Below are 21,455 nucleotides of genomic sequence, written 5' to 3' on the forward strand. Positions count from 1 at the left end.
TATAGGAAAAGAGACATGAGAAAGGTAACACGTGAGCAGTACAAGAAGTATGTGAACCAGATTGCGGCCATCAACGGCATTGATGCCCTGGACGTGGCGGGAAAGTTCACCGTTGAGCCCTCCGTCAGCCAAACCCTGGAAGAAAAAATCCAGGAAAGCAGCGGTTTCCTGAAAAAAATCAATATCGTCCCGGTAGATGAACAAAGCGGTGACAAAATCGGCCTGGGGATTGATCGCCCGGTTGCCAGCACCACTAACACCGATGAAAAAGACCGTGAACCCATCGATCCAACCAGCCTGGATGAACAAGGCTACATGTGTACCCAGACCAACTTTGATACTGCATTGAAGTATTCAAAACTGGATTCATGGGCCAAGTTCAAGGATTTTCAGGTCAAAATTCGCAACCAGATTGTGAAACGCCAGGCGCTGGATCGCATCATGATCGGTTGGAACGGTGTGAAGCGTGCGAAAACGTCAGATTTCACCGTCAACAAGCTGTTGCAGGACGTGAATATTGGCTGGCTGGAAAAAATCCGCAAAGGCGCGCCGGATCAGGTGATGTCAAAAATTCTGGATGAGGCTGGCGCTGTCGTGTCAGAAAAAATCCGCATCGGCAAAACTGGCGACTATCACAACCTGGACGCCCTCGTTATGGATGCCGTCAATGAGCTGATCGCCGCCTGGTTCCAGGACGACACCGAGTTGGTCGCCATCGTGGGTCGCTCATTGCTGGCGGATAAATACTTCCCAATCGTCAACAAAGAGCAGGAAAACAGCGAAATGCTGGCGGCGGACGTCATCATTTCGCAAAAACGCATCGGCGGATTGCAGGCGGTGCGCGTCCCTTCCTTCCCGGATAACACCATTCTGATCACCCGTCTGGATAACCTGTCGATTTACTGGCAGGACGGCACGCGCCGCCGCCACATCATCGACAACCCGAAGCGCGATCGCATTGAAAACTACGAATCGGTCAACGAGGCGTACGTGGTGGAAGATTACCAATGCGCCGCACTGATCGAAAACATCGAAATCCTGAAACCAGCCGCACCGGCACCGACGGAGGGTTAACCCATGACCAGTCCGGCACGCAGACATAAGCAATATATCGCTGCGCAGCAATCCTCCTCGCTGAGCGAGGCGGCCAGCCTGAGCCACCTGGGCAACTATGACCTGCTGCTGTTCAAGATGCAGCAGGACTTGGCCAGGCTGAGCGGTGTCGAGTCCCACGACACCAAGGCGGAACTGAAACGCAGCATGATCCCCACTTACATGCCGTGGGTGGCCGGTGTGCTGCAAAGTGATGCAGGCAGGCAGGACGCCATTCTGATGCGCGTGCTGGTCTGGTTGCTGGACGTGGGCGATTTGGAAACCGCGCTGAATATCGGCGAATACGCTCTCAAGCATGATTTGGTTGCCCCGGACGGTTTCGAACGCTCTACCGGTTGCCTGATTGCCGAAGAGTTGGCCGCCGCCGCACAACGCAGCATGACGGCCAATAAGCCGCTGGATACCGCGCAGTTACTCCGCGCTCAGCAGTTGCTCACAGGGCAGGATATGCCGGACAAGGTCAAAGCCCGGCTGTATAAATTCGCAGGGTATGCCCTGCGTCAAGACGGTGACAACGTGCTTGCCCTGGACACATTAAAAAAGGCCCTGCTGAAAGATGAAAACTCTGGCGTGAAAACGGATATCAAGCAGTTGGAAAAACTCATTCAGGCAGGAAGTTAACGAATCGCCCCCGGCGAGGGCGGCACGGGAGCCGCGACAGGTTTTAACCGCATCAACGCTCCCGTCCACCGCCCGACTCACAGAGAAAAAACCATGGTCAGCATAGCGATTGAACCCGCACCGGGCGACCAGAACCCCGGCAACAATCTGGAAATTGATGTAACGCCAAGCCCCACGCCACCGGTCAGCACGGTGATCAAAAATACGGATTTCTGGCCGGATATCGACCTGAAACAGTACCGGGAAGATATGCGCCAGGACGGCACGATCACACAGCCGCGCCTGCTGGAAGCCGCCCGCAATGCCATCAATGAAGTTAACGATCGCCTGGCCAACTGGCGAAAACAGCAACAAAGCGCGGGATATAGCGAGCTGGATCAGATTCCTGCCGACCGTCTGGATGATGAGAGCACCCGCGTACAGCTTTACCGCCGCGCGGTGTTTTGTCTGACACAGGCCAGCCTTACCGAGCGATTTCGCAGCTTTGACGCCACCAATTCAGGCAACAAGCGGGCCGAATCGCTGGAGCCAACCGTTGATGACCTGCGCCGCGATGCGGATTGGGCCATTAATGATTGCCAATCGCTGCCGCGCATGACGATTGAGTTGATCTGATGAAAGTCTATGCGCACCAGGGTGACACCGTTGATGCACTGTGCCAGCGCTATTACGGCAAAACACAGGGTGTCACCGAGCAGGTATTGCTGAGCAATCCGGGCCTGGCCGATCGGGGGCCAATTCTGCCCCACGGTTGCCCGGTAGACATGCCGGATATCATTCAGGCCGCATCGGTGCAAACCCTTCAATTATGGGATTAACCCCCTGCGGGCGGGAGGTGGAGAATGAAAATTATGACGGAAAAACTTGCCGCCGGTCTTAACTACTGCATTGCCGGCGGACTCTGCACCGGCGGTCTGGTCGACTGGTTCCGCCATGTGGACTGGAATCAGGTTGCGGTGATCGGTGGTTTTATCCTGGGCCTGATCACTTATCTCACGCAGACCTATTTCGACTGGCGGCGCACCAAAGCCTATGAGAAAGGGGTGAGCGCCGGGATCATCACTGAACCGCCGGTAAAGCGCCGCCTGTTCCGTAAGGAGGCCGAATAATGGCGATGTCATCTACCTTGCGGAAAAGTTTGCTTGGCGCTGCCGGTACTGGCGCACTGGCGATCGCCACATTAATGATCCCCGAACTGGAAGGCGTCAGGCTGGAACCCTATCGCGACGTTGCTGGCGTGTTGACAGTCTGCTACGGCCACACCGGGGCCGATATTATCCCCGGCAAGCGCTACAGCCTGGCGCAATGCAAGGCCATGCTGGATAAAGACCTGATCCCCTTTTCCCGTTCGGTTGAGCGGTCGGTAAAGGTTCCGGCGACGGAGTACCAAAAAGCCGCGCTGATCAGTTTCAGCTACAACGTGGGCGTTTACGCTTTTGAGCATTCCTCCCTGCTGCGCAAGCTGAACGCAGGCGACGCAGCCGGCGCGTGTGATGGCCTTCGCCAGTGGATTTACGCCGGTGGAAAACCGTGGAAAGGTCTGATGAACCGCCGCGATATAGAGCATGAGGTCTGCACCTGGGGGCAAAAATGGCCCGTCTGATTGCCGTCATCGTCCTGATTTTGCTCTGCCTGCTGGCCTTTCTGTTCTACAGCAATCAGGGGCTGCGCCAGATGCGTGACACGTTGCAGGATGCCAACAGTAAGCTGACACGCCAGATTGATTGGCAAAACAAGACGCAGCGTGCTGTTGCTGCCATAGACGAAAACCGAAGCCGGGAATTAACCGATGCGAAAAGTAAAATTGATGATTTGCAGCGTGATGTTGCCGATGGCCGTCGCCGGCTGCGGCTCAGCGCCACATGCCCAACCGCCACCGCCGCCGGCCTGGCTGATGCAGACGGCCCCCGACTTACTGACGCCGCTCAGCGGGATTATTACACCCTCAGAAGTCGAATCGAAACCGCCCACAGCCAAATAGCCGGCCTGCAAGATTACATCCGCAACGTCTGCCTGGCGCAACCGTAGGAGCGATCATGTTAAAACCGGACTCACTTCGCGCAGCCCTGAGCGGTTCCGTAAAGTATGTGAAGCAAAATCCCGATTGCCTGCACATTTTCATTGATAAAGGGGTAATTTATTCCACCCTGGCCCCGTCGCTGTCTTTTGAATATCAGTACACGCTCAACCTTATCGTGACCAGCTATGCCGATGACGCCAATCTGTTGATCGTGCCTATCCTGCATTGGTTGCGTACCCATCAGCCCGATATCATGGCCAACCCGGATAAACGCGGCGATGGCTTCACCTTTGAAGCCGATTTTCTGAATAATGCCGCGCGGGATATCAGCATTGACCTGAAACTGACCGAACGTGTGATCGTCAGCGAGGACAATGGCAAGCTGAACGTCAGGCATGTGGATGAGCCAGCACCGCCGCCGAGTGACCTCAGCAGTTATGAGATCTGGATGGAAGGCCGCAAGGTGGCAGCATGGGCAGCTTAAGCGACCTCCAGGCGCTGGACGAAACGCTGTCCGTATTGCTACAGCAGCTTTCCCCGCAGTCCCGCCAGGTATTTACCCGCCAGGTGGCCAAAGAGCTGCGCCAGCGCCAGCAAAAGCACATTCAGGAACAGAAGAACCCGGACGGTTCGCCGTACATACCGCGTAAAAACAAACGGCGGGACAAACACGGGCGCATCCGCCGCAAGATGTTTACCCGGCTGCGCACCGCGCGCTTTATGAAAACCGAATCCAACACCGATGAAGCCGCTGTGACATTTGCCGCCGGCGTGACCAATTTATCCGCCGTCCACCATTACGGCCTGCGGGATAAAGTCAGCCCAGACGGCCCCACCGTGCGCTATGCGCGCCGGCAGTTGTTGGGCTTCACCGATGCTGATATTGAATGGATTAAGGATCTGGCGTTAACGCACATCGCCAAATAATCACCCCGCCTTACTGACCACGCCACCGCCTTGTGCCATCGCTGGCACAAGGCACACAAAATGCCCCACGCGCCCGCACGCGGCACACTGGCAGCATGAAAGCATCCATCGCCGAACTAAAACGCCTCCTGGCTAACATTGTGCGCATTGGCACCGTCACCGAAGTGGACACGGCCAAAGGCCTGTGCCGCGTGAAGATCGGGAAAAATGAAACCGACTGGCTGAACTGGTTGACGCTGCGTGCCGGGCGCGTGCGCTTTTGGTCTGCCCCGTCGGTTGGCGAACAGGTGATCGTGCTGAGCATCTTCGGTGATTTGACCACGGGTTTTGTACTGCCGGGCGTATTTTCCGATCAGTATCCCGCCGCCTCGGCGTCACCCGATGCTGTCCGCCTGGATTTCCCGGATGGCGCGGTCATTCAGTACGAGCCTGAAAACGGCACGCTGACGGCGAAGGGCATGAAACAGGCCGATATTCAGGCATCTGAAAAAATCATCGCCACCGCCAACGTCGTGATGGTGACGGCCAGCCAGATGATCACCCTGGATGCGCCCGTCGTGGAATGCACCAATAAATTGATTGCCGGCTCACTGTTGCTCAAATACGGCGGCGAAATGTTCGGGAATATCACCCACACCGGCGGCAGCTTTAATTCCAACGGCGTGATCATCCACATCCATTATCACGGCAACGTGCAGAACGGCGGCGGTAACACCGGGGGGCCAACATCATGATGTATCTCGGCATGAACCGTAACGATGGCCAGGCTATCAGCGAGATCGAACACATCCGCCAGTCGATCAGCGATATTTTGATCACCCCTGTCGGTAGCCGAGTCATGCGCCGTGACTACGGTTCGCAGCTTTCGACCCTGATTGACCAGCCACAAAATCCCGCGCTGAACCTCCAGATGATGGCCGCCATTTATGGTGCGGTTCTGCGCTGGGAAACCCGCATTTCTCTCACTGCGATCAATCTCGCTTCCAGCGTTGACGGGGAAATGGTGGCTGATTTGGTCGGCAACCGGACGGACACCGCCGGACGTATCCAGTTTTCCTTACCGGTCAGGGGGCAATAATGGCCACCATTGATTTGAGCCAGCTACCAGCGCCAGGCGTAATTGAATCTCTTGATTTTGAGTCGATATTTTCTGAGAGAAAAGCCTGGTTTATCTCCCTGTTCCCCGTCGATAAACAAGAGAGCGTCAGGCGAACGCTGCAATTTGAGTCAGAACCCGTCGTTAAACTATTGCAGGAAAATGCCTATCGAGAGGTGTTGCTACGCCAACGCGTTAATGAGGCTGCGCAGGCGGTCATGCTGGGGTATGCCGCAGGCAGTGACCTCGACCAGCTCGGCGGCAATTATAACGTTGCCCGACTGGTGATCACCCCGGCCGACGACAGCACATTGCCCCCTGTGGCTGCCGTCATAGAAAGTGACAGTGATTTTCGTGTGCGTATCCAGCAAGCCTTTGAGGGATTGAGCGTGGCCGGGTCGGTGGGGGCGTATCAATTCCATGGTCGCAGTGCTGACGGCCGCGTCGCCGACGTATCTGTCACCAGCCCAACACCGGCGAGCGTTACGGTGTCGGTGTTGTCCCGCGAGGGCGACGGCACGGCCAGCCCGGAGCTGATTGCGATTGTTGAAGCGGCACTCAATGCCGAGGATGTGCGGCCAGTGGCTGACAGGGTGACCGTGCAGTCGGCGGAGATTGTGTCATATGAGATTGACGCTGTGCTCTACCTGTTTCCGGGGCCGGAGGCTGAACCTGTTCGACAGGCATCGGAGCAAAAGCTCAAAGCCTATATCGGCACGCAGCACCGCCTCGGGCGTGATATTCGCCTGTCGGCCATTTATGCCGCCTTGCATGTTGAAGGTGTGCAACGTGTTGAACTGAAAAGCCCGGCTGCCGATATCGTTTTAGACGAGACGCAGGCGTCGAACTGTTCCCGGTACCAGTTGGCCGTTGGGGGATCCGATGAATGATAGTCGCCTGCTGCCGGTCGGGTCGTCACCGCTGGAAGTGGCGGCAGCGACGGCCTGCGCTGAATTCGCGCGGGTGCCAGTACCGCTGCGCCAGCTCTGGAACCCGCAAGCCTGCCCGCTAAACCTGTTGCCGTATCTGGCGTGGGCGTTTTCAGTCGACCGATGGGATGAGCATTGGCCGGAGGCGACAAAACGCAGCGTTGTCGAGAGTGCGCATTTTGTGCACCGGCATAAAGGCACCATCAGCGCACTGCGTCGTGTCGTTGAGCCGCTGGGTTATCTGATTGAGGTGCGCGAGTGGTGGCAGCTCAACGAGCCCCCCGGCACGTTTCGACTGGTTGTCGGCGTACTGGAAACCGGCATCACTGATGAGATGTATCGGGAGCTGGAGCGCATGATAGCCGACGCCAAACCAGCCAGTCGCCACCTTGTCGGCCTTGCGATTAGCCTGTCCAGTGCTGGTGCTGGCTATGTTGGGGCAGCAAGTTACAGCGGCGATGCGCTGACCGTTTATCCCTATATACCCGAAACCATTTCTGTCGGCGGCACCGGTTATAGCGGCGCGGCAATTCATCTTATTGACAACCTGAGAGTAAACGCATGACAGCAAAATTCTTTGCCATTCTGACCAGCCAGGGCGCAGCGAAACTGGCCAATGCGACCGCACTCGGCACCCGAGTTGACCTGACGCATATCGCCGTCGGTGACGGTGGCGGCACCCTGCCGACACCTGACGCGGCACAAACGGCCCTTAAGGGTGAGAAGCGTCGCGCAGCTATTAATATGCTGACCATTGACCCCGGCAATGACAGCCAGATTATCGCTGAGCAAATCATCCCGGAAAATGAGGGCGGTTGGTGGATTAGGGAGATTGGCCTGTTTTCCTCTGACGGCACACTGATTGCGGTCGCAAACTGCCCGGAGACCTACAAGCCGCAGTTACAGGAAGGCAGCGGCCGCACACAAACAATTAGAATGGTGCTGATTGTCTCCAGCACCGAGGCGGTGACGCTTAAGATTGACCCGTCCGTGGTACTTGCAACGCGTCAATATGTCGATGATGCAATTATTGAAGTAAAAACCTACGTCGAAGAGGCGATTAAAGGACACGCCGAGTCCCGTAATCACCCGGATGCCACGCTGAAAGAAAAAGGGTTTGTGCAACTGAGCAGCGCCACAGACAGTGACAGTGAATCAGAGGCAGCGACGCCTAAGGCAATAAAAGCAGTGAGTAACCCATCAGGACGGCTGCTCAATACGCGAACGTTCACAACTAGCGGAATGTATAAACCAACGGCGAAGGCTAAATTCATTCGCATCACGCTGACGGGCGGTGGCGGCGGCGGTGGTGGCTGTCAGTCTCACAATAATACTGAAACTTTCTCCGGCGCAGGGGGCGGCGCAGGTGCCACTGTCATTACCAAGTTCGAGTTATCGGGTGCCGCAAGTTATCCCGTGACCATTGGCAGTGGCGGCGCTGGAAGAACTGGAGCAGCTAACGGAGGCGATGGTGGAGCGTCATTCTTCTCTTCCTTGTTTTCAGCACCCGGCGGTGGGGGCGGGGGCAAATCTGGTGTTTCAAATACGGCGGGTGGTGGCGGTGGGTTCGCTACCACCGGTGATATCTGCATCCCCGGTGGTTCTGGCACCGATGGACAGTCGGGTTCTGTCATGATGGCAGGCATCGGCGGTTGCTCCTATTTTGGTGGTGGTGGTCGTGCAGGCGCTGGCGGCGGCATCGGTGGCAGTGCGCCGGGTTCAGGCGGCGGCGGTGCTTATGACACTAGTTTTGTCGGGACGATGTACAAAGGCGGTGATGGGGCACCGGGTATTGTAATTATTGAGGAATTTTCATAATGAGAACCGGAAACTATGCCGTCATTAAAACCGGCGGTAACAAAGTAGAAAACATCATTGTCGCTGACGATTACTTCAGTTTAGATGGTTTCGATCTTATCCCATTTGCAGTGGATAACCTTTGCCAAATTGGCATGTTCTACAACGAAAAAGACGACAGGTTTTATGATGATGAGTCGTTTACGAAGATTAGCGGCGTAAACGTCGAAAGCAACTGACCCAAAAGACATAGCCCGCAAATGATGCGGGCTATGTGTAGTGTGCGGCGTTTCCCTGATGTTACCGCGATAAGTCTAATGACAATACCGCGCCTGGTTAAAATCCGTCCAATTGGTTGTGTAGATCAATGCATCGACATTGATCGGTTAAAACGATCGTGATCTTTCCTTACGTTACCCTTAGTTCTACTGATACGCGCACCTTGTGCCACCTACCACACAAAGCCCGCCACATGCATTAACCACCCGCCGCAGACACCATAGGGGAACACCGTTACAGGAGATCCACCTAATGGCTCAAGACTACCACCACGGCGTGCGCGTGCAGGAAATCAACGAAGGCACCCGCACCATCACCACCGTCAGCACGGCTATTGTTGGGCTGGTCTGTACCGGTGATGACGCCGACGCGAAAACCTTCCCATTAAACACGCCCGTATTGCTTACCGACGTATTGACCGCCAGCGGTAAAGCCGGTGAGTCAGGCACCCTGGCCCGTTCCCTGGACGCCATTGGCGACCAGACAAAACCGGTAACTGTCGTAGTGCGTGTCGCTCAGGGTGAAACCGAAGCGGAAACCACCACCAACATCATCGGCGGCGTGACCACCGAAGGCAAAAAAACCGGCATGAAGGCCCTGTTGGCCGCGCAAAGCCAACTTGGTGTAAAGCCCCGCATTCTGGGTGTGCCCGGTCATGATAATGAGGCTGTAGCCTCTGAATTGTTAGCTATCGCTCAAAGCCTGCGCGGCTTCGCGTACCTGAGCGCCTACGGCTGTAAAACCGTGGCCGAAGCCATCGATTACCGTAAAAATTTCAGCCAGCGTGAAGCCATGCTGATCTGGCCAGACTTCCTGAGCTGGGACAGCGTGACCAACGCATCCGCCACAGCCTACGCAACGGCCCGTGCATTAGGCATGCGCGCCAAGATTGATGAGCAAACTGGCTGGCACAAAACTCTGTCAAACGTCGGCGTCAACGGCGTGACCGGCATCAGCGCTGACGTGTATTGGGATTTACAGGATACGGCCACCGACGCCAATCTGCTGAACCAAAACGACGTCACCACGTTGATCCGCAAAGATGGATTCCGTTTCTGGGGTTCCCGCACCTGCTCAGATGATCCGCTGTTCCAGTTTGAGAACTACACCCGTACCGCGCAGGTGTTGGCCGACACCATGGCCGAAGCACAAATGTGGGCCGTTGATCAGCCTATGCACCCTTCCCTTGCCAAAGACATTATCGAAGGCATCAAGGCCAAATTCCGTGCGCTGAAATCCGGCGGCTACATTATCGACGGCGATTGCTGGATGGATGATGCGGCCAACGATAAAGACACGTTGAAAGCGGGCAAGCTGATCCTGGACTACAACTACACGCCCGTGCCGCCGCTGGAAAATCTGCTGCTGCGCCAGCGTATCACCGACCAGTATCTGATGAATTTCACTCAGAACGTGAACAGCTAAGGGGGACGCGATGGCCTTACCACGCAAACTGAAATTCCTGAACCTATTCAACGACGCCAACAACTATCAGGGCGTCGTTGAAGAAATCACCCTGCCGAAACTGACGCGAAAGCTTGAACAGTATCGCGGCGGCGGCATGAACGGCAGTGCCGGCGTTGATCTGGGGATCGATGATGGCGCGCTGGACGCAGAAATCACCCTTGGCGGCATTGAGGCTCAGCTTTATAAGCAGTGGGGGATCGCCAAGGTTGATGGCGTACTGCTGCGTTTTGTTGGCTCTTTCCAGCGCGATGACACCGGCGAAATTGTCGCCGTGGAAGTGGTCATGCGCGGTCGTTTTTCTGAGTTTGATTTTGGCAACTACAAGCAGGGTGACAACACGCAAACCAAACTCAGCGCCAAAAATACCTATTACAAACTGACGATGGACGGCGCTGTCCTGCTTGAAATCGACGTAGTGAACATGATCGAAATCGTGGATGGCGTCGACCGCCTGGCAGAACATCGCCGCGCTATCGGCCTGTAACCGCCCTGCCCACTTGCACAGGTGTTTCCGTGGCCCCGGTCTGGGGCCGGTAAACCAAACAAAATGAAGGTTAAACAATGAAAAGCGACAAAACTGTAAACACTGAAATTGATGATGGCCAGGGTAATGCCGTTACCGGGTTGTTGAACAAACCGGTGATCCTGGACGTTCCTGTCCTGCGCGGCACCACCCAGATCACCGAAGTGACCGTGAACAAACCAAACGCCGGTGCGTTGCGTGGCACCCGTTTGCAGGAGCTGATTGAAACTGACGTCAATTCACTGATCACCGTGTTACCGCGTATCACCTCCCCGGCCCTGACGGCTAACGAAGTCGCCAGCCTGGATCCGGCAGACCTGTATCAGTTGTCCCAAGCGTTGGCACTTTTTTTCTTACCGAGTTCGGTCAGATCCGATTTCCTAAACAGCTAACCGTCGAAGACCTGACGGCGGACATTGCCGCCGTTTTCCACTGGCCGCCAACCGTTACCGACCTGATGCCGCTGGCCGAGCTGTTGGAATGGCGGCACAGAGCCATTATCCGCAGCGGGGCAAGTGATGAGTGACAAAAACCTCCGATTGCAGGTTTTACTGAGTGCGGTCGATAAAATCACCCGCCCGTTTAAATCCATGCAGGCCAGCAATAAAGCGCTGGCCGCGTCGGTTAAAGCCACAAAAGACCAGTTAAAACAGCTTGATACTCAAGCCGGAAAAATTGACGGTTTCCGCAAGACCAAAAACCAGGTTGCCGCCGCCGCGCAGGCGCTGAACACGGCCCGCGATAAAGCGCGCGATCTGGCCATTGCATTGAAATCCACTGACGGCCCGACCGCCAAGCAGGCCCGCCAATTTCAGAAAGCCAGGGAAGAAGCGGCCAAGCTTCAACAGAAATTCGCGGATTTACGGCTTTCACTGCAAAACCAGCGTACCGCCCTGCAAAACAGCGGCGTGGCAACAAATCGATTGGGCGAGGCTCAGCGTTCTCTGCGGTCAAACATCACCGGGGTGACGGGCGCATTAGCCGCGCAGCAGAAACGATTAGACCAGCAGGCCCAGCAGCAAAAGCGGCTGAATGCCGCGCGCCACCAGTTTGATGAAAGCAATCAGCGCAAAGTGATGGCCGCCGGGGTGGGCTATACGTCAATGGCCACCGGGCGCGCCATGGGCCGTGGACTGGTTGACGCCCTGCATGTGGGCTATGATTTCGATGCGATGATGAGTAAAACCCAGGCAGTGACGCGCATCCCAACCAAAGCCGATCCGCAAATGCAGTCATTGCGGCACCAGGCGCGAACCTTGCCGCTATCGTCAAAATTCACCGATCTCCAGGTGGCCGAGGGGCAATATTTCCTTGGCAGAACCGGCTATTCACCCCAGCAAGTTTTAAAAGCGATGCCAGGCATGTTAAATCTGGCCTCTGCCGGTGACATTGACCTTGGCACCACCGCCGATATTGCGTCAAACATCCAAACCGCCATGGGGATCCCTGCGGAAAAGATGGACAGGGTGGCCGACGTGCTCACCGCCCTGTTTACCCGTAACAACGTTGATATTCCCATGCTGGGAGAATCACTGAAATATTCCGCCGGTGTGGGGCGTGAGTATGGGCAAAGCCTGGAAACCGTATCCGCTGCCACGGCCATTATGGGTAATGCCGGTATTCAGGGGAGCCAGGCGGGTACCGCGATGCGTGCCATTCTGAGCCGTATCGGTAATAGCGCCACGGTTAAAAAGCTGGGCGTAACAACCAAAGATAAAGACGGCAACATGCGTGATTTGGTCGATATCCTAAAAGACATCGACAAAAAAACGTCCAAAATGGGGAACGTCGATCGCGGTAAGATTTTTAAAGACATTGCCGGCATGTATGCCGTCACCGGATTTGGTGAACTGATGCGGGCGGTGTCAGACGGCAAATTGCAACAGATGCGAGGCGCGCCGGGTGAGTACGACGGGGAGGCCCGGCGGGTTTCCAATACCATGCTGGATAACATGAAAGGCGACATGACGATGTTACATGCCGCCCTGGAGAATATCAGCGTTGAATTATTTGAAAAAAATGACGCCTGGCTGCGTAAAACGGCAAAAGGCATCAGCAACTTTTTACATGGCGTTGCTGAGTTCCTGAAAGCACATCCAAAAATCAGCGCCGCCCTCGTTAAGATTGGCGCAGCCGCCGCCATTTCAACCACCGTTTTCGGTACGCTGGCCATCGCCGTTGTCGGTCTGTTGGGGCCGTTCGCCCTGCTCCGATTCAGCACACGCATGTTGGGGATCCGCCTGCTGCCCAACCTGTCACTCAGCATGCTGAAATTTGCCAGCACCACCCCGATCACCACAAAACAGGTTGGTAGTTTCGGCCGTTCACTGCTGGAAGCGGGAAAGAATGCACTGACCTTTTCTAAACAGCACCTTGGCAGCGCCGGGCGCGCCGTCGCGTCTTTCGCATCATCACCGCTACAGACTGCAACCAAAGGGATTAAGGGCATTGGCCGCGTCTTTACCTGGTTGGCTACGTCCCCGTTGCGGTTCCTGCGTTTCGCCCTGGGCGGTCTGGGGAGCATGTTCGGTATTTTGGTTAGCCCACTTGGGTTAATTGCTGCTGCCGTCGTCGGCGCGGGCCTGCTGATTTATAAATACTGGAAACCCATCAAGGCATTCCTGAGCGGTGTAGTTGATGGGTTCAAAGCTGCGGCGGCCCCCATCAAAGACGCCTTTGCACCGCTGATGCCGGTATTCACCTGGATTGGCGACAAGATTAAGGCCCTGTGGGGCTGGTTTACCGATTTGCTAACCCCGGTGAAGTCGACAAAAGACAACCTGAACAGTGCCGCATCGGCGGGGAAAAAGTTCGGCGAATTTCTGGCATCAGGTATTGAATTAGCGCTTACCCCGCTGAAACTTCTCACAGATTCAATTAAGTGGGTTTTAGACAAGCTGGATGAAGTTAAAGCCAAATCGGATAAAACCCGTCTATTAGCACAGACAAACCCAGGCGTTGCCGATGCTGCCCGCCGGGCCGGTGTGGTCATGACGCCAGGCCCGCAAGGTAATTCTGCTGATGCCATACGGCGGCGTTACACCGGTGAACATGACAGCGGCGGCAGGATCCCGCTGGGGAAATTTGGCGTCGTGGGCGAGTATGGCCCGGAAATTGTCAACGGGCCGGCGAATGTCACCAGTCGCAAGAATACCGCTGCCATGGCGGCAGTTGCCGCGTTATTTATGGGTGGCCCTGCCACCGCTGCGGACGCCCCCTTGCATCCCTACAGCCTGCCGGGGAGCCAGTACCCGCGCGGGGCCACTTCATCGCATCACCAGGGCGGTGATACCTACATTGACATTCACGCCCCTATTCAGATTGTCGCTCAGGCCCACCACAACCCACAGGACATTGCGCGGGAAGTCGCTCGGCAACTGGATGCGCGGGAACGGCAGGCAAGATCCAGAGCGAACAGCAGTTTTAACGATATCGAGTGAGGACGATCATTATGATGATGGCATTAGGCATGTTCGTATTCATGCTGCAAACCGTTCCATACCAGGAGTTTCAGCACCAAATGGCCTGGCGGCATCCGACCAATAGCCGCGTCGGGCTTCGCCCACAAAGCCAGTTTTTGGGGCCGGATGATGAAACCATCACGCTGAGCGGCGTTTTGCTGCCGGCATTAACCGGGGGCCGGGTTTCCCTGATGGCTATCCAATTAATGGCGGAAACCGGCAAGGCCTGGTCATTGATTGAGGGGAGCGGCGCAATACATGGCATGTTCGTGATCGAAAGCCTGAGTCGCACCAAAACTGTATTCTTTGCGGATGGCTCAGCCCGTCGTATTGAGTTCACGATCACGCTCAAGCGCACGGATGAAGGGCTAAAAGACATGTTTGGTGATTTGTCTCAGCAATTTGAAGACCTGGCCGAGCAGGTTTCCGATACCGTCGGCGGATTCCTGTCATGAGCCTGAACGATACGTTAGACAAACTCGGCGGCGACAATACCCCGGCATACTCGCTTAGCATTGAGGGCGTTGATATCACCGGGAAGGTGAAAGAAAAATTAATCAACCTGACGCTAACGGATAACCTGGGTTTTGAGGCTGACCAGATCAATATTGAGCTTGACGACAGCGAAGGCAATTTGAAGCTGCCCCGCCGTGGCGTCAGCCTGGCTGTTGCACTTGGCTGGAAAGATACCGGGGTGATCGATAAAGGGACGTTTGTCGTTGATGAAATCGGCCATGCCGGCGCACCTGACGTATTGACCATAACAGCCCGCAGTGCCGATTTTCGGCAAACATTGAACGTGCAGCGCGATGCCTCTTATCATAAAAAAACCATAGGGGACATTGTCCGAACCATTGCCGGCCGCAATAAGTTGGCGGCGGTCATCAATAAGAATGTGGCAAACATTCAGATCGGACATATCGACCAAACTACCGAGTCAGACGGGAGTTTTATCACCCGACTGGCAAAAGAGAATGGCGCTGTGGCCGCCATAAAAAACGGCAATCTGCTGTTTTTTAAACAGGGGAAAAATATGACCGCCGGGGGAAAACCGATACCGGCAATCCTCATTAATCGCCAGTCAGGTGATAGCCATCAATTCACCCTAACCGATCGGGGAGCTTATACCGGCGTTGTGGCCAACTGGCTGAATACCCGCACAGCGAAAAACGAACAGGTGAAGGTTAAACGCCGTCGGGTAAAAAAACCGGTTGTTGTTGATGAAAAACAGGGTGAATACCTGATAGGCAGTAATGAAAATGTGTTGGTACTGCGTCATACCTACGCATCAAAATATAATGCGCAGCGCGCGGCAAAGGCCAACTGGGAACGTATTCAGCGTGGTGTTGCGACCTTCTCTATTCAGCTTGCGCGTGGTCGTGCAGACATTTACCCGGAAGCACCGGTCACTGTTTCAGGTTTCAAAAAAGAGATCGATGAGGCCAACTGGACGTTGGTTAAAGTGGCTCACTCACTGAACAACAGCGGTTTTACTACCGCCCTCGATTTGGAGGTCAAGATTGATGATCTGGAAATGGAGTGATGCAAAACAGCAATAATTGTGGATAATTATTAGCAACACTGACCATAGTCAGGGCATCTCGGAGGATCCCGCCATGATGCATTGTCCACTTTGCGGCCAGGCCGCACACACCCGATCATCGAGCTATATCACCTCAACCACCAAAGAACGTTACAACCAGTGCACCAATATCAATTGTGGGGGCACATTCGTGAGTCATGAAACCTTTACTCGCATGATTTCCCAACCGCAAACCGTTGACCCCGTCCAGCCTCACCCCAAAAGCAGCGGACAAACCTCATTGATCTTTGGCTAATCAGGGTGCCCGCAGAGGTGGGCATTTGTCTCATAGTGTTTAACTGCGGTCTAAATGTGGACAGTGGAAATAAAAAACACTTATAAATCAACATTAAAACCAATAAAAAAGGGAGGCTTTCGCCTCCCTTGAAACTCCCCTACCTGAATTAATGATTACGGATGTATTCGTCCATATCCGTTTTCAGGTTGTCAGATTTGGTACCAAAGATAGCCTGAACACCCGAGCCTGCGACGACTACGCCGGCAGCACCCAGTTTTTTCAAGCCAGCCTGGTCAACCTTGCTCACGTCCGCCACGCTAACGCGCAGACGGGTGATGCAGGCATCCAGGTTGGTGATGTTGTCTTTACCGCCGAAAGCCTGTACCAGCGCCGCAGACATTTCAGAACCGCCCTGTGCAACCTGCTCAGAGATCGTGTCTTCACGACCTGGGGTTTTCAGATCCAGCTTGGCAATCAGCACGCGGAAGATGGTGTAGTACACCAGACCGTAGATGATACCGACGATTGGGAACAGCCAGATTTTGCTGCTGTTGCCGCTCAGAACGATAAAGTCGATCAGACCGTGTGAGAAGCTGGTGCCGTCACGCATCCCCAACAGGATACAGATCGGGAACGCCAGACCAGCCAGGATGGCATGGATTGCGTACAGGATCGGCGCAACGAACATGAAGGAGAACTCGATCGGCTCGGTGATACCGGTCAGGAACGAGGTCAGCGCAGCGGAGATCATGATACCGCCGACTTTTGCGCGGTTTTCCGGCTTGGCTGAGTGCCAGATGGCAATCGCAGCAGCAGGCAGACCGTACATTTTAAACAGGAAGCCACCGGACAGTTTACCCGCAGTTGGGTCACCCGCCATATAACGTGGAATATCGCCGTGGAACACCTGACCCGCTGCGTTGGTGTATTCACCAATCTGCATTTGGAACGGCACGTTCCAGATATGGTGCAGACCGAACGGCACCAGCGCACGTTCAACCACGCCGTAGATACCAAACGCCACTACCGGGTTCTGATAAGCCGCCCACTGGGAGAAGGTCTGGATAGCCGTACCGATTGGAGGCCAGATGAAGGACAGCACTACGCCCAGAACGATTGCCGCCAGGCCTGAAATAATCGGCACAAAGCGCTTACCGGCAAAGAAGCCCAGATATTCCGGCAACTGAATGCGGAAGAAGCGGTTAAACATATAGGCAGCGATGGAGCCGGAGATAATCCCCCCGAGCACACCGGTATCCGCCAGGTGTTTGGCCGCAATTTCTTCAGCCGGCAGGTGCAGCACCAGCGGCGCAACCACCGCCATGGTTTTCACCATGATACCGTAAGCCACTACTGCGGCTAACGCGGAAACACCGTCGTTATTGGTGAAGCCCAGGGCAACACCGATGGCAAAAATCAGCGGCATGTTGGCGAAAACAGAACCGCCGGCTTCCGCCATCACGTGTGAGACTACCGCAGGTAGCCAGCTAAAGTTGGCGGAACCGACGCCCAGCAGGATACCTGCGATAGGCAATACGGATACCGGCAGCATTAGCGACTTACCTACTTTTTGCAGGTTTGCAAATGCGTTCTTGAACATAGTTGAGTGTGCTCCTGAGTAATAGTGCTTTGCTACTTTTCGCGATTCTTCGCGTTGCAAGGGGGGGAGAAAAACCCCTGCAATTCAGGGTGTCTGAGCACCCCTTGAATTATTACGCAGAGTAAAATAAATAGGCTGCGCAATGTTTGATGACAGTCACGTTTCGATGAACAAAACCGGGCATTTTTCTTATATCGCCTATTTTTTGTTAAAAAAGAGCAAAAAATGCCCGCACCTCGCCCGAAAAACGGGTGGGAACATTACCCGTTTCGGCGATTAATTACGAGCTTAAAAAGAATTCAGATTTCGTTAACCCCAGCTATAGCCTAGGTCAAAGATTAGAGTTCGATGTGAAATAAGCGTGAAAAGTTGGCGGTGGTGGTTTCGGCCAGCGTTTCCAGGCTCACGCCCTTCAATACCGCCATGTATTCAGCCACATCGCGCACATAGGCAGGTTGGTTTTCTTTGCCGCGATGCGGCACCGGTGCCAAATACGGCGAGTCGGTTTCCACCAGAATACGATCCAGCGGCACGTAGCGCGCCACTTCACGCAGTTGCTCTGCGTTGCGGAAGGTCAAAATGCCGGAGAAGGAAATGTAGAACCCCAGATCCAGCAAGGCCTCCGCGGTAGCGCAATCCTCAGTAAAGCAGTGCAGCACACCGCCGCAGTCCTGGGCATTTTCTTCACGCAGGATCGCCAGCGTGTCTTCACGCGCATCGCGGGTATGCACGATCACCGGTTTGTTCAGATCGCGCCCAATGCGGATATGTTCACGGAACGAGGCTTGCTGCAGCTCAAGATTATCTTTTTGATAGAAGTAATCCAGCCCGGTCTCACCCAGTGCCACCACCTGCTCAGCCGCAGCCAAACGGCGCAGCTCAGCATAATCGTACCCCCCCTCCAGATTGAGCGGATGCACCCCACAGGAGAACGCCACGTCATCGCGAGAGCCAATCAGCTGGGTCATCGCCTGATAGCCCGGTAAGGTGGTAGCGACCGCCAGTACATAACCCACATCGCGCGCCTTGGCCTTCGCCAGAGCATCATCCACATTTTGGTGCAGCGTTTGGTAATCCAGGCCGTCAAGGTGACAATGAGAATCTACTAACAACATAATATTTAACTCTTTTACAGCGAATGAGGGTGAGAATAGCCGGTAGCGCCGAGCATCTGCTCCCAGCCAAGTAACTGTTCGGTCAGCAGCAGTTCGCGGTTAACGCCGACGACGCTCAGCAACTGATGACGGCAATGAAGCCATTGTTGCAACCCTTGCTGCAGCGAAGTGCTGCTCAGGCGACTGGCCAGTTGGTGCACCAGCGGCTGCTGATCCTGATTCAATACAAAGCTGGCGGCCCCCTGCTGCCACTTCATGGCGTCCATCAATAACGCGCATAACCAGTGTAGCCGCTCCGCAACGTCTTCGTGATTCAGCACCGGCAACAAGGACAGCATGTCATGCTGCGGCAATGCGGCACTCAGGGCGCTGCACAGCGCGCCGCGCTGTTGCCAGCGTTCCGGCTGCAGCAGTTGCTCAGCAGCCAGCGGAGCGCCATCGTGCAGGCGCAAGGCCGTCAGGAGATCAACCTGATTACCCGGCGTTTGGCGGTTCAACCATTGCAGGCTGAGCTGCTCATCCGGGCTGGCAAGGTGCCAATACAAACAACGGCTGCGCAGTGTCGCCAGCAGGCGTGAAGGCTCACGGCAACTCAGCAAGAAATAGGTTTTTTCCGGCGGTTCTTCCAGCGTTTTCAACAAAGCGTTAGCGGCGGCCTCAGTCAGCAACTCCGCCTGCGGCAGCCAAATCACCTTGGCGCCGCCCTGCTGCGCATGCGAATAAAGGATTTCAATCACCTGGCGGATGGGCTCCACCCCCAGGCTGCTTTTGCCTTTTTCCGGCGTCAGTACGTGATAATCAGGGTGGTTTCCCGCCAGCATCAATCGACAGCTATGACATTCACCGCAGCTTTTCTCACCGTTGCGGCGCTGGCAGATCAGCCAACGGCTCAGCCCATAGGCCAGCGCATCCTCACCATTGCCTGCGGCGGCATGCAACAGCAGCGCATGGTGACCGCGACCGGTCGCATATTGCCCGACCAATTGCCGATAAGGGGTATTCAGCCACGGGTACCAGTTCATTACACGCCTTCCTGCTGCTGCAGCCAGTGGCTGACGCTACGGCGGATCGCCGCCGTCACCTGCTCCAGCGATTGAGAAGCGTCAACGGTGACGATAGAGTCATCCTGTGCCGCCAACTCCAGGTAACGCGCGCGGGTGCGTTCAAAGAATGGCAGTGCTTCTTGCTCGATGCGATCCAGTTCGCCGCGCGCACGAGCCCGCTGCAGGCCCACTAACGGCGGCAAATCCAGGTAAAGCGTCAGGTCAGGACGAAAATCTCCCAGTACCGTGTCACGCAGCGAAGCCATCAGTTGTTGATCCACACCCCGACCACCACCCTGATAGGCTTGGGAAGACAAGTCGTGACGATCGCCAACTACCCAGGCACCGCGTTCCAATGCCGGTTTGATCACCGTTTCCACCAGTTGTACGCGGGCCGCATACAGCATCAGCACCTCGGCTTTGATGGTTGGCAGTTCGCCATCCACGCCGCGCTTGAACAAGTCGCGCAGTTTTTCCGCCAGCGGCGTACCACCCGGCTCACGGGTAAAAGCAATATCGTTGACACCATGTTCGCGCAATACGTTAACCACGGTATCGCGCGCAGTGGTTTTACCCGCACCCTCAAGCCCCTCGATAACCACAAATTTACTTTTCATTCTTTTCCTTTAACGCCTGGCGATAGGCGCGCACCGCCTGATTATGGCTGGCCAGGTTGGTGGTAAATTGATGCCCGCCCTTACCGTCGGCAACAAAGTACAAATAAGGCGTCTTCGCCGGATTGGCAGCGGCTTCCAGCGAGGCCTGACCCGGCATGGCAATCGGCGTTGGCGGCAGACCGTTGATCACATAGGTGTTGTACGGCGTCGGCGTTTCCAAATCTTTGCGGGTAATATTGCCATTATAACTGTCACCCATGCCGTAGATCACCGTCGGGTCGGTCTGCAAACGCATGCCAATACGCAGGCGGTTAATGAATACCGACGCGACCTTGGTGCGCTCTTCCGGCACTGCGGTCTCTTTCTCGATGATCGAGGCCATGGTCAGCAACTCTTCCGGTGTCTTGTACGGCAGGCTGGCCTCGCGGCCCTGCCAGGCGCTCTCCAGCGCTTTGATCATTCGCAGATGGGCACGCTTCAACAGCGCCATATCGCTCATGCCTGCGGTGTACAGATAGGTATCCGGGTACAGGCGCCCTTCCGGGCTGGTGCCTTCAGGCAGCCCCAGCGCCTCGGCGATTTCCGTCTCGCTTTTACCAACCAGCGTATGTTTGAGGTATTTCGACTGTTGCAGCACCATCAGCCAGTCACGCAGGCGGGAGCCTTCAATAAAGCGTGCGCTGAATTGAGCCTCTTTACCGCTGGCCAACAGGTTAAGCATTTGACGCACCGTCATGCCCGGCGTAAAACGGTAGGTTCCGGCCTTAAACTCCGCCAATTGCGGCTCAAGGCGCAGCAGCCATGGGAACCACATACCGTTTCGGATCAGCTTGTCGCGTACCAGCAGCCCTTCCAGCGCCACTCGTCCGGTCCCTGCCGGCAGTTTAAAAATGGCTTCCTGCTGGATCGCCAAAGGCGTATCCGCGAAGCGTTCAACCTTCTGGTAACCCCAAAACAGCAGGCCCAATACCAGAACAACAATAATAGAAACGAACTTCAGCTTTCTTTTCTTCATCAATCAGCCATC

The 21,455-nt window shown here is 55.4% G+C and carries 28 protein-coding genes; 23 read left to right on the plus strand and 5 right to left on the minus strand.

Going from position 1 to position 21,455, the window contains the following annotated elements:
* The first annotated feature begins 15 nt into the window (after nt 1-15).
* The 23 genes from OC597_RS00545 (at nt 16) to OC597_RS00655 (ending at nt 16,071) form a co-directional block, all read left to right on the plus strand.
* The gene (locus tag OC597_RS00545; protein WP_262206983.1) at nt 16-1,074 is read left to right on the plus strand and encodes a phage major capsid protein, P2 family; all 1,059 of its coding nucleotides are present in this window, start codon (nt 16-18) and stop codon (nt 1,072-1,074) included.
* A 3-nt stretch (nt 1,075-1,077) separates the two neighbouring features.
* On the plus strand, nt 1,078-1,734 hold the full coding sequence (gpM, locus tag OC597_RS00550; RefSeq protein WP_262206984.1) for a phage terminase small subunit: 657 nt from the start codon (nt 1,078-1,080) through the stop codon (nt 1,732-1,734).
* 93 nt (nt 1,735-1,827) lie between these two features.
* Nucleotides 1,828-2,349 (plus strand): head completion/stabilization protein, encoded by a 522-nt coding sequence (locus OC597_RS00555; protein WP_262206985.1) that lies wholly within the window; start codon nt 1,828-1,830, stop codon nt 2,347-2,349.
* A complete protein-coding gene (locus OC597_RS00560; protein WP_049211534.1) occupies nt 2,349-2,552 on the plus strand; it encodes a tail protein X in 204 nt (67 codons plus the stop codon). Before OC597_RS00555 ends, OC597_RS00560 begins: the two co-directional genes overlap by 1 nt.
* A gap of 24 nt (nt 2,553-2,576) precedes the next feature.
* Complete coding sequence (locus OC597_RS00565; RefSeq protein ID WP_099062514.1) at nt 2,577-2,843, plus strand: phage holin; 267 nt, start codon at nt 2,577-2,579, stop codon at nt 2,841-2,843.
* Nucleotides 2,843-3,337: a lysozyme gene (locus tag OC597_RS00570; RefSeq protein WP_316044848.1), complete on the plus strand. Its 495-nt coding sequence runs from the start codon at nt 2,843-2,845 to the stop codon at nt 3,335-3,337. The genes OC597_RS00565 and OC597_RS00570 overlap by 1 nt, the downstream gene beginning before the upstream one ends.
* The gene (locus OC597_RS00575) at nt 3,325-3,762 is read left to right on the plus strand and encodes a lysis protein (protein WP_262206989.1); all 438 of its coding nucleotides are present in this window, start codon (nt 3,325-3,327) and stop codon (nt 3,760-3,762) included. Before OC597_RS00570 ends, OC597_RS00575 begins: the two co-directional genes overlap by 13 nt.
* An 8-nt stretch (nt 3,763-3,770) precedes the next feature.
* The gene (locus tag OC597_RS00580) at nt 3,771-4,238 is read left to right on the plus strand and encodes a phage tail protein (protein WP_128864228.1); all 468 of its coding nucleotides are present in this window, start codon (nt 3,771-3,773) and stop codon (nt 4,236-4,238) included.
* The gene (locus OC597_RS00585) at nt 4,226-4,681 is read left to right on the plus strand and encodes a phage virion morphogenesis protein (RefSeq protein ID WP_261279095.1); all 456 of its coding nucleotides are present in this window, start codon (nt 4,226-4,228) and stop codon (nt 4,679-4,681) included. The genes OC597_RS00580 and OC597_RS00585 overlap by 13 nt, the downstream gene beginning before the upstream one ends.
* A gap of 95 nt (nt 4,682-4,776) precedes the next feature.
* The gene (locus OC597_RS00590; RefSeq protein ID WP_262206991.1) at nt 4,777-5,415 is read left to right on the plus strand and encodes a phage baseplate assembly protein V; all 639 of its coding nucleotides are present in this window, start codon (nt 4,777-4,779) and stop codon (nt 5,413-5,415) included.
* Nucleotides 5,412-5,759, plus strand: coding sequence for a GPW/gp25 family protein (locus OC597_RS00595; RefSeq protein ID WP_262206992.1), 348 nt, complete (start codon nt 5,412-5,414; stop codon nt 5,757-5,759). Before OC597_RS00590 ends, OC597_RS00595 begins: the two co-directional genes overlap by 4 nt.
* Complete coding sequence (locus OC597_RS00600) at nt 5,759-6,667, plus strand: baseplate assembly protein (RefSeq protein ID WP_262206994.1); 909 nt, start codon at nt 5,759-5,761, stop codon at nt 6,665-6,667. Before OC597_RS00595 ends, OC597_RS00600 begins: the two co-directional genes overlap by 1 nt.
* Entirely contained in the window at nt 6,660-7,271 is a 612-nt protein-coding gene (locus OC597_RS00605; RefSeq protein ID WP_262206995.1) for a phage tail protein I, read from the plus strand. Before OC597_RS00600 ends, OC597_RS00605 begins: the two co-directional genes overlap by 8 nt.
* Nucleotides 7,268-8,524, plus strand: coding sequence for a phage tail protein (locus tag OC597_RS00610; protein WP_262206997.1), 1,257 nt, complete (start codon nt 7,268-7,270; stop codon nt 8,522-8,524). Before OC597_RS00605 ends, OC597_RS00610 begins: the two co-directional genes overlap by 4 nt.
* Complete coding sequence (locus OC597_RS00615; protein WP_262206999.1) at nt 8,524-8,742, plus strand: hypothetical protein; 219 nt, start codon at nt 8,524-8,526, stop codon at nt 8,740-8,742. The genes OC597_RS00610 and OC597_RS00615 overlap by 1 nt, the downstream gene beginning before the upstream one ends.
* Before the next feature lie 292 nt (nt 8,743-9,034).
* Nucleotides 9,035-10,207: a phage tail sheath protein gene (locus tag OC597_RS00620; RefSeq protein ID WP_262207001.1), complete on the plus strand. Its 1,173-nt coding sequence runs from the start codon at nt 9,035-9,037 to the stop codon at nt 10,205-10,207.
* 10 nt (nt 10,208-10,217) lie between these two features.
* Complete coding sequence (locus OC597_RS00625; protein WP_006322489.1) at nt 10,218-10,733, plus strand: phage major tail tube protein; 516 nt, start codon at nt 10,218-10,220, stop codon at nt 10,731-10,733.
* Nucleotides 10,734-10,810: 77 nt separating this feature from the next.
* The gene (locus OC597_RS00630; RefSeq protein ID WP_262207003.1) at nt 10,811-11,164 is read left to right on the plus strand and encodes a phage tail assembly protein; all 354 of its coding nucleotides are present in this window, start codon (nt 10,811-10,813) and stop codon (nt 11,162-11,164) included.
* 11 nt (nt 11,165-11,175) lie between these two features.
* Nucleotides 11,176-11,298: a GpE family phage tail protein gene (locus OC597_RS00635; RefSeq protein ID WP_112362424.1), complete on the plus strand. Its 123-nt coding sequence runs from the start codon at nt 11,176-11,178 to the stop codon at nt 11,296-11,298.
* Entirely contained in the window at nt 11,291-14,212 is a 2,922-nt protein-coding gene (locus tag OC597_RS00640) for a phage tail tape measure protein (RefSeq protein WP_262207004.1), read from the plus strand. The genes OC597_RS00635 and OC597_RS00640 overlap by 8 nt, the downstream gene beginning before the upstream one ends.
* Nucleotides 14,213-14,223: 11 nt before the next feature.
* Nucleotides 14,224-14,688 carry a phage tail protein gene (locus OC597_RS00645; protein ID WP_128864216.1) on the plus strand — a complete coding sequence of 155 codons (465 nt, stop codon included), beginning with the start codon at nt 14,224-14,226 and terminating at the stop codon, nt 14,686-14,688.
* Nucleotides 14,685-15,776 (plus strand): phage late control D family tail protein, encoded by a 1,092-nt coding sequence (locus OC597_RS00650; protein WP_262207005.1) that lies wholly within the window; start codon nt 14,685-14,687, stop codon nt 15,774-15,776. Before OC597_RS00645 ends, OC597_RS00650 begins: the two co-directional genes overlap by 4 nt.
* A gap of 73 nt (nt 15,777-15,849) precedes the next feature.
* Nucleotides 15,850-16,071: an ogr/Delta-like zinc finger family protein gene (locus OC597_RS00655; protein ID WP_006322501.1), complete on the plus strand. Its 222-nt coding sequence runs from the start codon at nt 15,850-15,852 to the stop codon at nt 16,069-16,071.
* Between the two features lie 148 nt (nt 16,072-16,219).
* Here OC597_RS00655 and ptsG read toward each other — a convergent pair whose 3' ends face one another.
* From ptsG to mltG, 5 genes are all read right to left on the minus strand, one after another.
* A complete protein-coding gene (gene ptsG, locus OC597_RS00660; RefSeq protein ID WP_099062529.1) occupies nt 16,220-17,653 on the minus strand; it encodes a PTS glucose transporter subunit IIBC in 1,434 nt (477 codons plus the stop codon).
* Between the two features lie 338 nt (nt 17,654-17,991).
* Nucleotides 17,992-18,768 carry a metal-dependent hydrolase gene (locus OC597_RS00665; protein ID WP_261253758.1) on the minus strand — a complete coding sequence of 259 codons (777 nt, stop codon included), beginning with the start codon at nt 18,766-18,768 and terminating at the stop codon, nt 17,992-17,994.
* A 14-nt stretch (nt 18,769-18,782) separates the two neighbouring features.
* Nucleotides 18,783-19,790, minus strand: a complete 1,008-nt coding sequence (gene holB, locus OC597_RS00670) for a DNA polymerase III subunit delta' (RefSeq protein ID WP_261253754.1) — start codon at nt 19,788-19,790, stop codon at nt 18,783-18,785.
* Nucleotides 19,790-20,428 carry a dTMP kinase gene (gene tmk, locus OC597_RS00675; protein ID WP_261253752.1) on the minus strand — a complete coding sequence of 213 codons (639 nt, stop codon included), beginning with the start codon at nt 20,426-20,428 and terminating at the stop codon, nt 19,790-19,792. The genes holB and tmk overlap by 1 nt, the downstream gene beginning before the upstream one ends.
* Nucleotides 20,418-21,443, minus strand: a complete 1,026-nt coding sequence (mltG, locus tag OC597_RS00680) for an endolytic transglycosylase MltG (protein WP_261253751.1) — start codon at nt 21,441-21,443, stop codon at nt 20,418-20,420. Before mltG ends, tmk begins: the two co-directional genes overlap by 11 nt.
* Nucleotides 21,444-21,455 lie beyond the last annotated feature (12 nt).

This window comes from Serratia proteamaculans (genome assembly GCF_946227095.1).
GTDB lineage: Bacteria > Pseudomonadota > Gammaproteobacteria > Enterobacterales > Enterobacteriaceae > Serratia > Serratia proteamaculans_E.

Bases quoted from the DNA above. Each gene is read 5' to 3' on its own strand.
- OC597_RS00630 (WP_262207003.1), top strand. From the start codon at position 10,811: ATGAAAAGCGACAAAACTGTAAACACTGAAATTGATGATGGCCAGGGT.
- OC597_RS00580 (WP_128864228.1), top strand. From the start codon at position 3,771: ATGTTAAAACCGGACTCACTTCGCGCAGCCCTGAGCGGTTCCGTAAAG.
- OC597_RS00545 (WP_262206983.1), top strand. From the start codon at position 16: ATGAGAAAGGTAACACGTGAGCAGTACAAGAAGTATGTGAACCAGATT.
- OC597_RS00585 (WP_261279095.1), top strand. From the start codon at position 4,226: ATGGGCAGCTTAAGCGACCTCCAGGCGCTGGACGAAACGCTGTCCGTA.
- OC597_RS00600 (WP_262206994.1), top strand. From the start codon at position 5,759: ATGGCCACCATTGATTTGAGCCAGCTACCAGCGCCAGGCGTAATTGAA.
- OC597_RS00555 (WP_262206985.1), top strand. From the start codon at position 1,828: ATGGTCAGCATAGCGATTGAACCCGCACCGGGCGACCAGAACCCCGGC.
- OC597_RS00560 (WP_049211534.1), top strand. From the start codon at position 2,349: ATGAAAGTCTATGCGCACCAGGGTGACACCGTTGATGCACTGTGCCAG.
- OC597_RS00565 (WP_099062514.1), top strand. From the start codon at position 2,577: ATGAAAATTATGACGGAAAAACTTGCCGCCGGTCTTAACTACTGCATT.
- ptsG (WP_099062529.1), bottom strand. From the start codon at position 17,653: ATGTTCAAGAACGCATTTGCAAACCTGCAAAAAGTAGGTAAGTCGCTA.
- OC597_RS00615 (WP_262206999.1), top strand. From the start codon at position 8,524: ATGAGAACCGGAAACTATGCCGTCATTAAAACCGGCGGTAACAAAGTA.
- OC597_RS00625 (WP_006322489.1), top strand. From the start codon at position 10,218: ATGGCCTTACCACGCAAACTGAAATTCCTGAACCTATTCAACGACGCC.
- gpM (WP_262206984.1), top strand. From the start codon at position 1,078: ATGACCAGTCCGGCACGCAGACATAAGCAATATATCGCTGCGCAGCAA.
- tmk (WP_261253752.1), bottom strand. From the start codon at position 20,428: ATGAAAAGTAAATTTGTGGTTATCGAGGGGCTTGAGGGTGCGGGTAAA.
- OC597_RS00650 (WP_262207005.1), top strand. From the start codon at position 14,685: ATGAGCCTGAACGATACGTTAGACAAACTCGGCGGCGACAATACCCCG.
- holB (WP_261253754.1), bottom strand. From the start codon at position 19,790: ATGAACTGGTACCCGTGGCTGAATACCCCTTATCGGCAATTGGTCGGG.
- OC597_RS00595 (WP_262206992.1), top strand. From the start codon at position 5,412: ATGATGTATCTCGGCATGAACCGTAACGATGGCCAGGCTATCAGCGAG.
- OC597_RS00605 (WP_262206995.1), top strand. From the start codon at position 6,660: ATGAATGATAGTCGCCTGCTGCCGGTCGGGTCGTCACCGCTGGAAGTG.
- OC597_RS00575 (WP_262206989.1), top strand. From the start codon at position 3,325: ATGGCCCGTCTGATTGCCGTCATCGTCCTGATTTTGCTCTGCCTGCTG.
- mltG (WP_261253751.1), bottom strand. From the start codon at position 21,443: ATGAAGAAAAGAAAGCTGAAGTTCGTTTCTATTATTGTTGTTCTGGTA.
- OC597_RS00620 (WP_262207001.1), top strand. From the start codon at position 9,035: ATGGCTCAAGACTACCACCACGGCGTGCGCGTGCAGGAAATCAACGAA.
- OC597_RS00645 (WP_128864216.1), top strand. From the start codon at position 14,224: ATGATGATGGCATTAGGCATGTTCGTATTCATGCTGCAAACCGTTCCA.
- OC597_RS00570 (WP_316044848.1), top strand. From the start codon at position 2,843: ATGGCGATGTCATCTACCTTGCGGAAAAGTTTGCTTGGCGCTGCCGGT.
- OC597_RS00655 (WP_006322501.1), top strand. From the start codon at position 15,850: ATGATGCATTGTCCACTTTGCGGCCAGGCCGCACACACCCGATCATCG.
- OC597_RS00610 (WP_262206997.1), top strand. From the start codon at position 7,268: ATGACAGCAAAATTCTTTGCCATTCTGACCAGCCAGGGCGCAGCGAAA.
- OC597_RS00640 (WP_262207004.1), top strand. From the start codon at position 11,291: ATGAGTGACAAAAACCTCCGATTGCAGGTTTTACTGAGTGCGGTCGAT.
- OC597_RS00590 (WP_262206991.1), top strand. From the start codon at position 4,777: ATGAAAGCATCCATCGCCGAACTAAAACGCCTCCTGGCTAACATTGTG.
- OC597_RS00665 (WP_261253758.1), bottom strand. From the start codon at position 18,768: ATGTTGTTAGTAGATTCTCATTGTCACCTTGACGGCCTGGATTACCAA.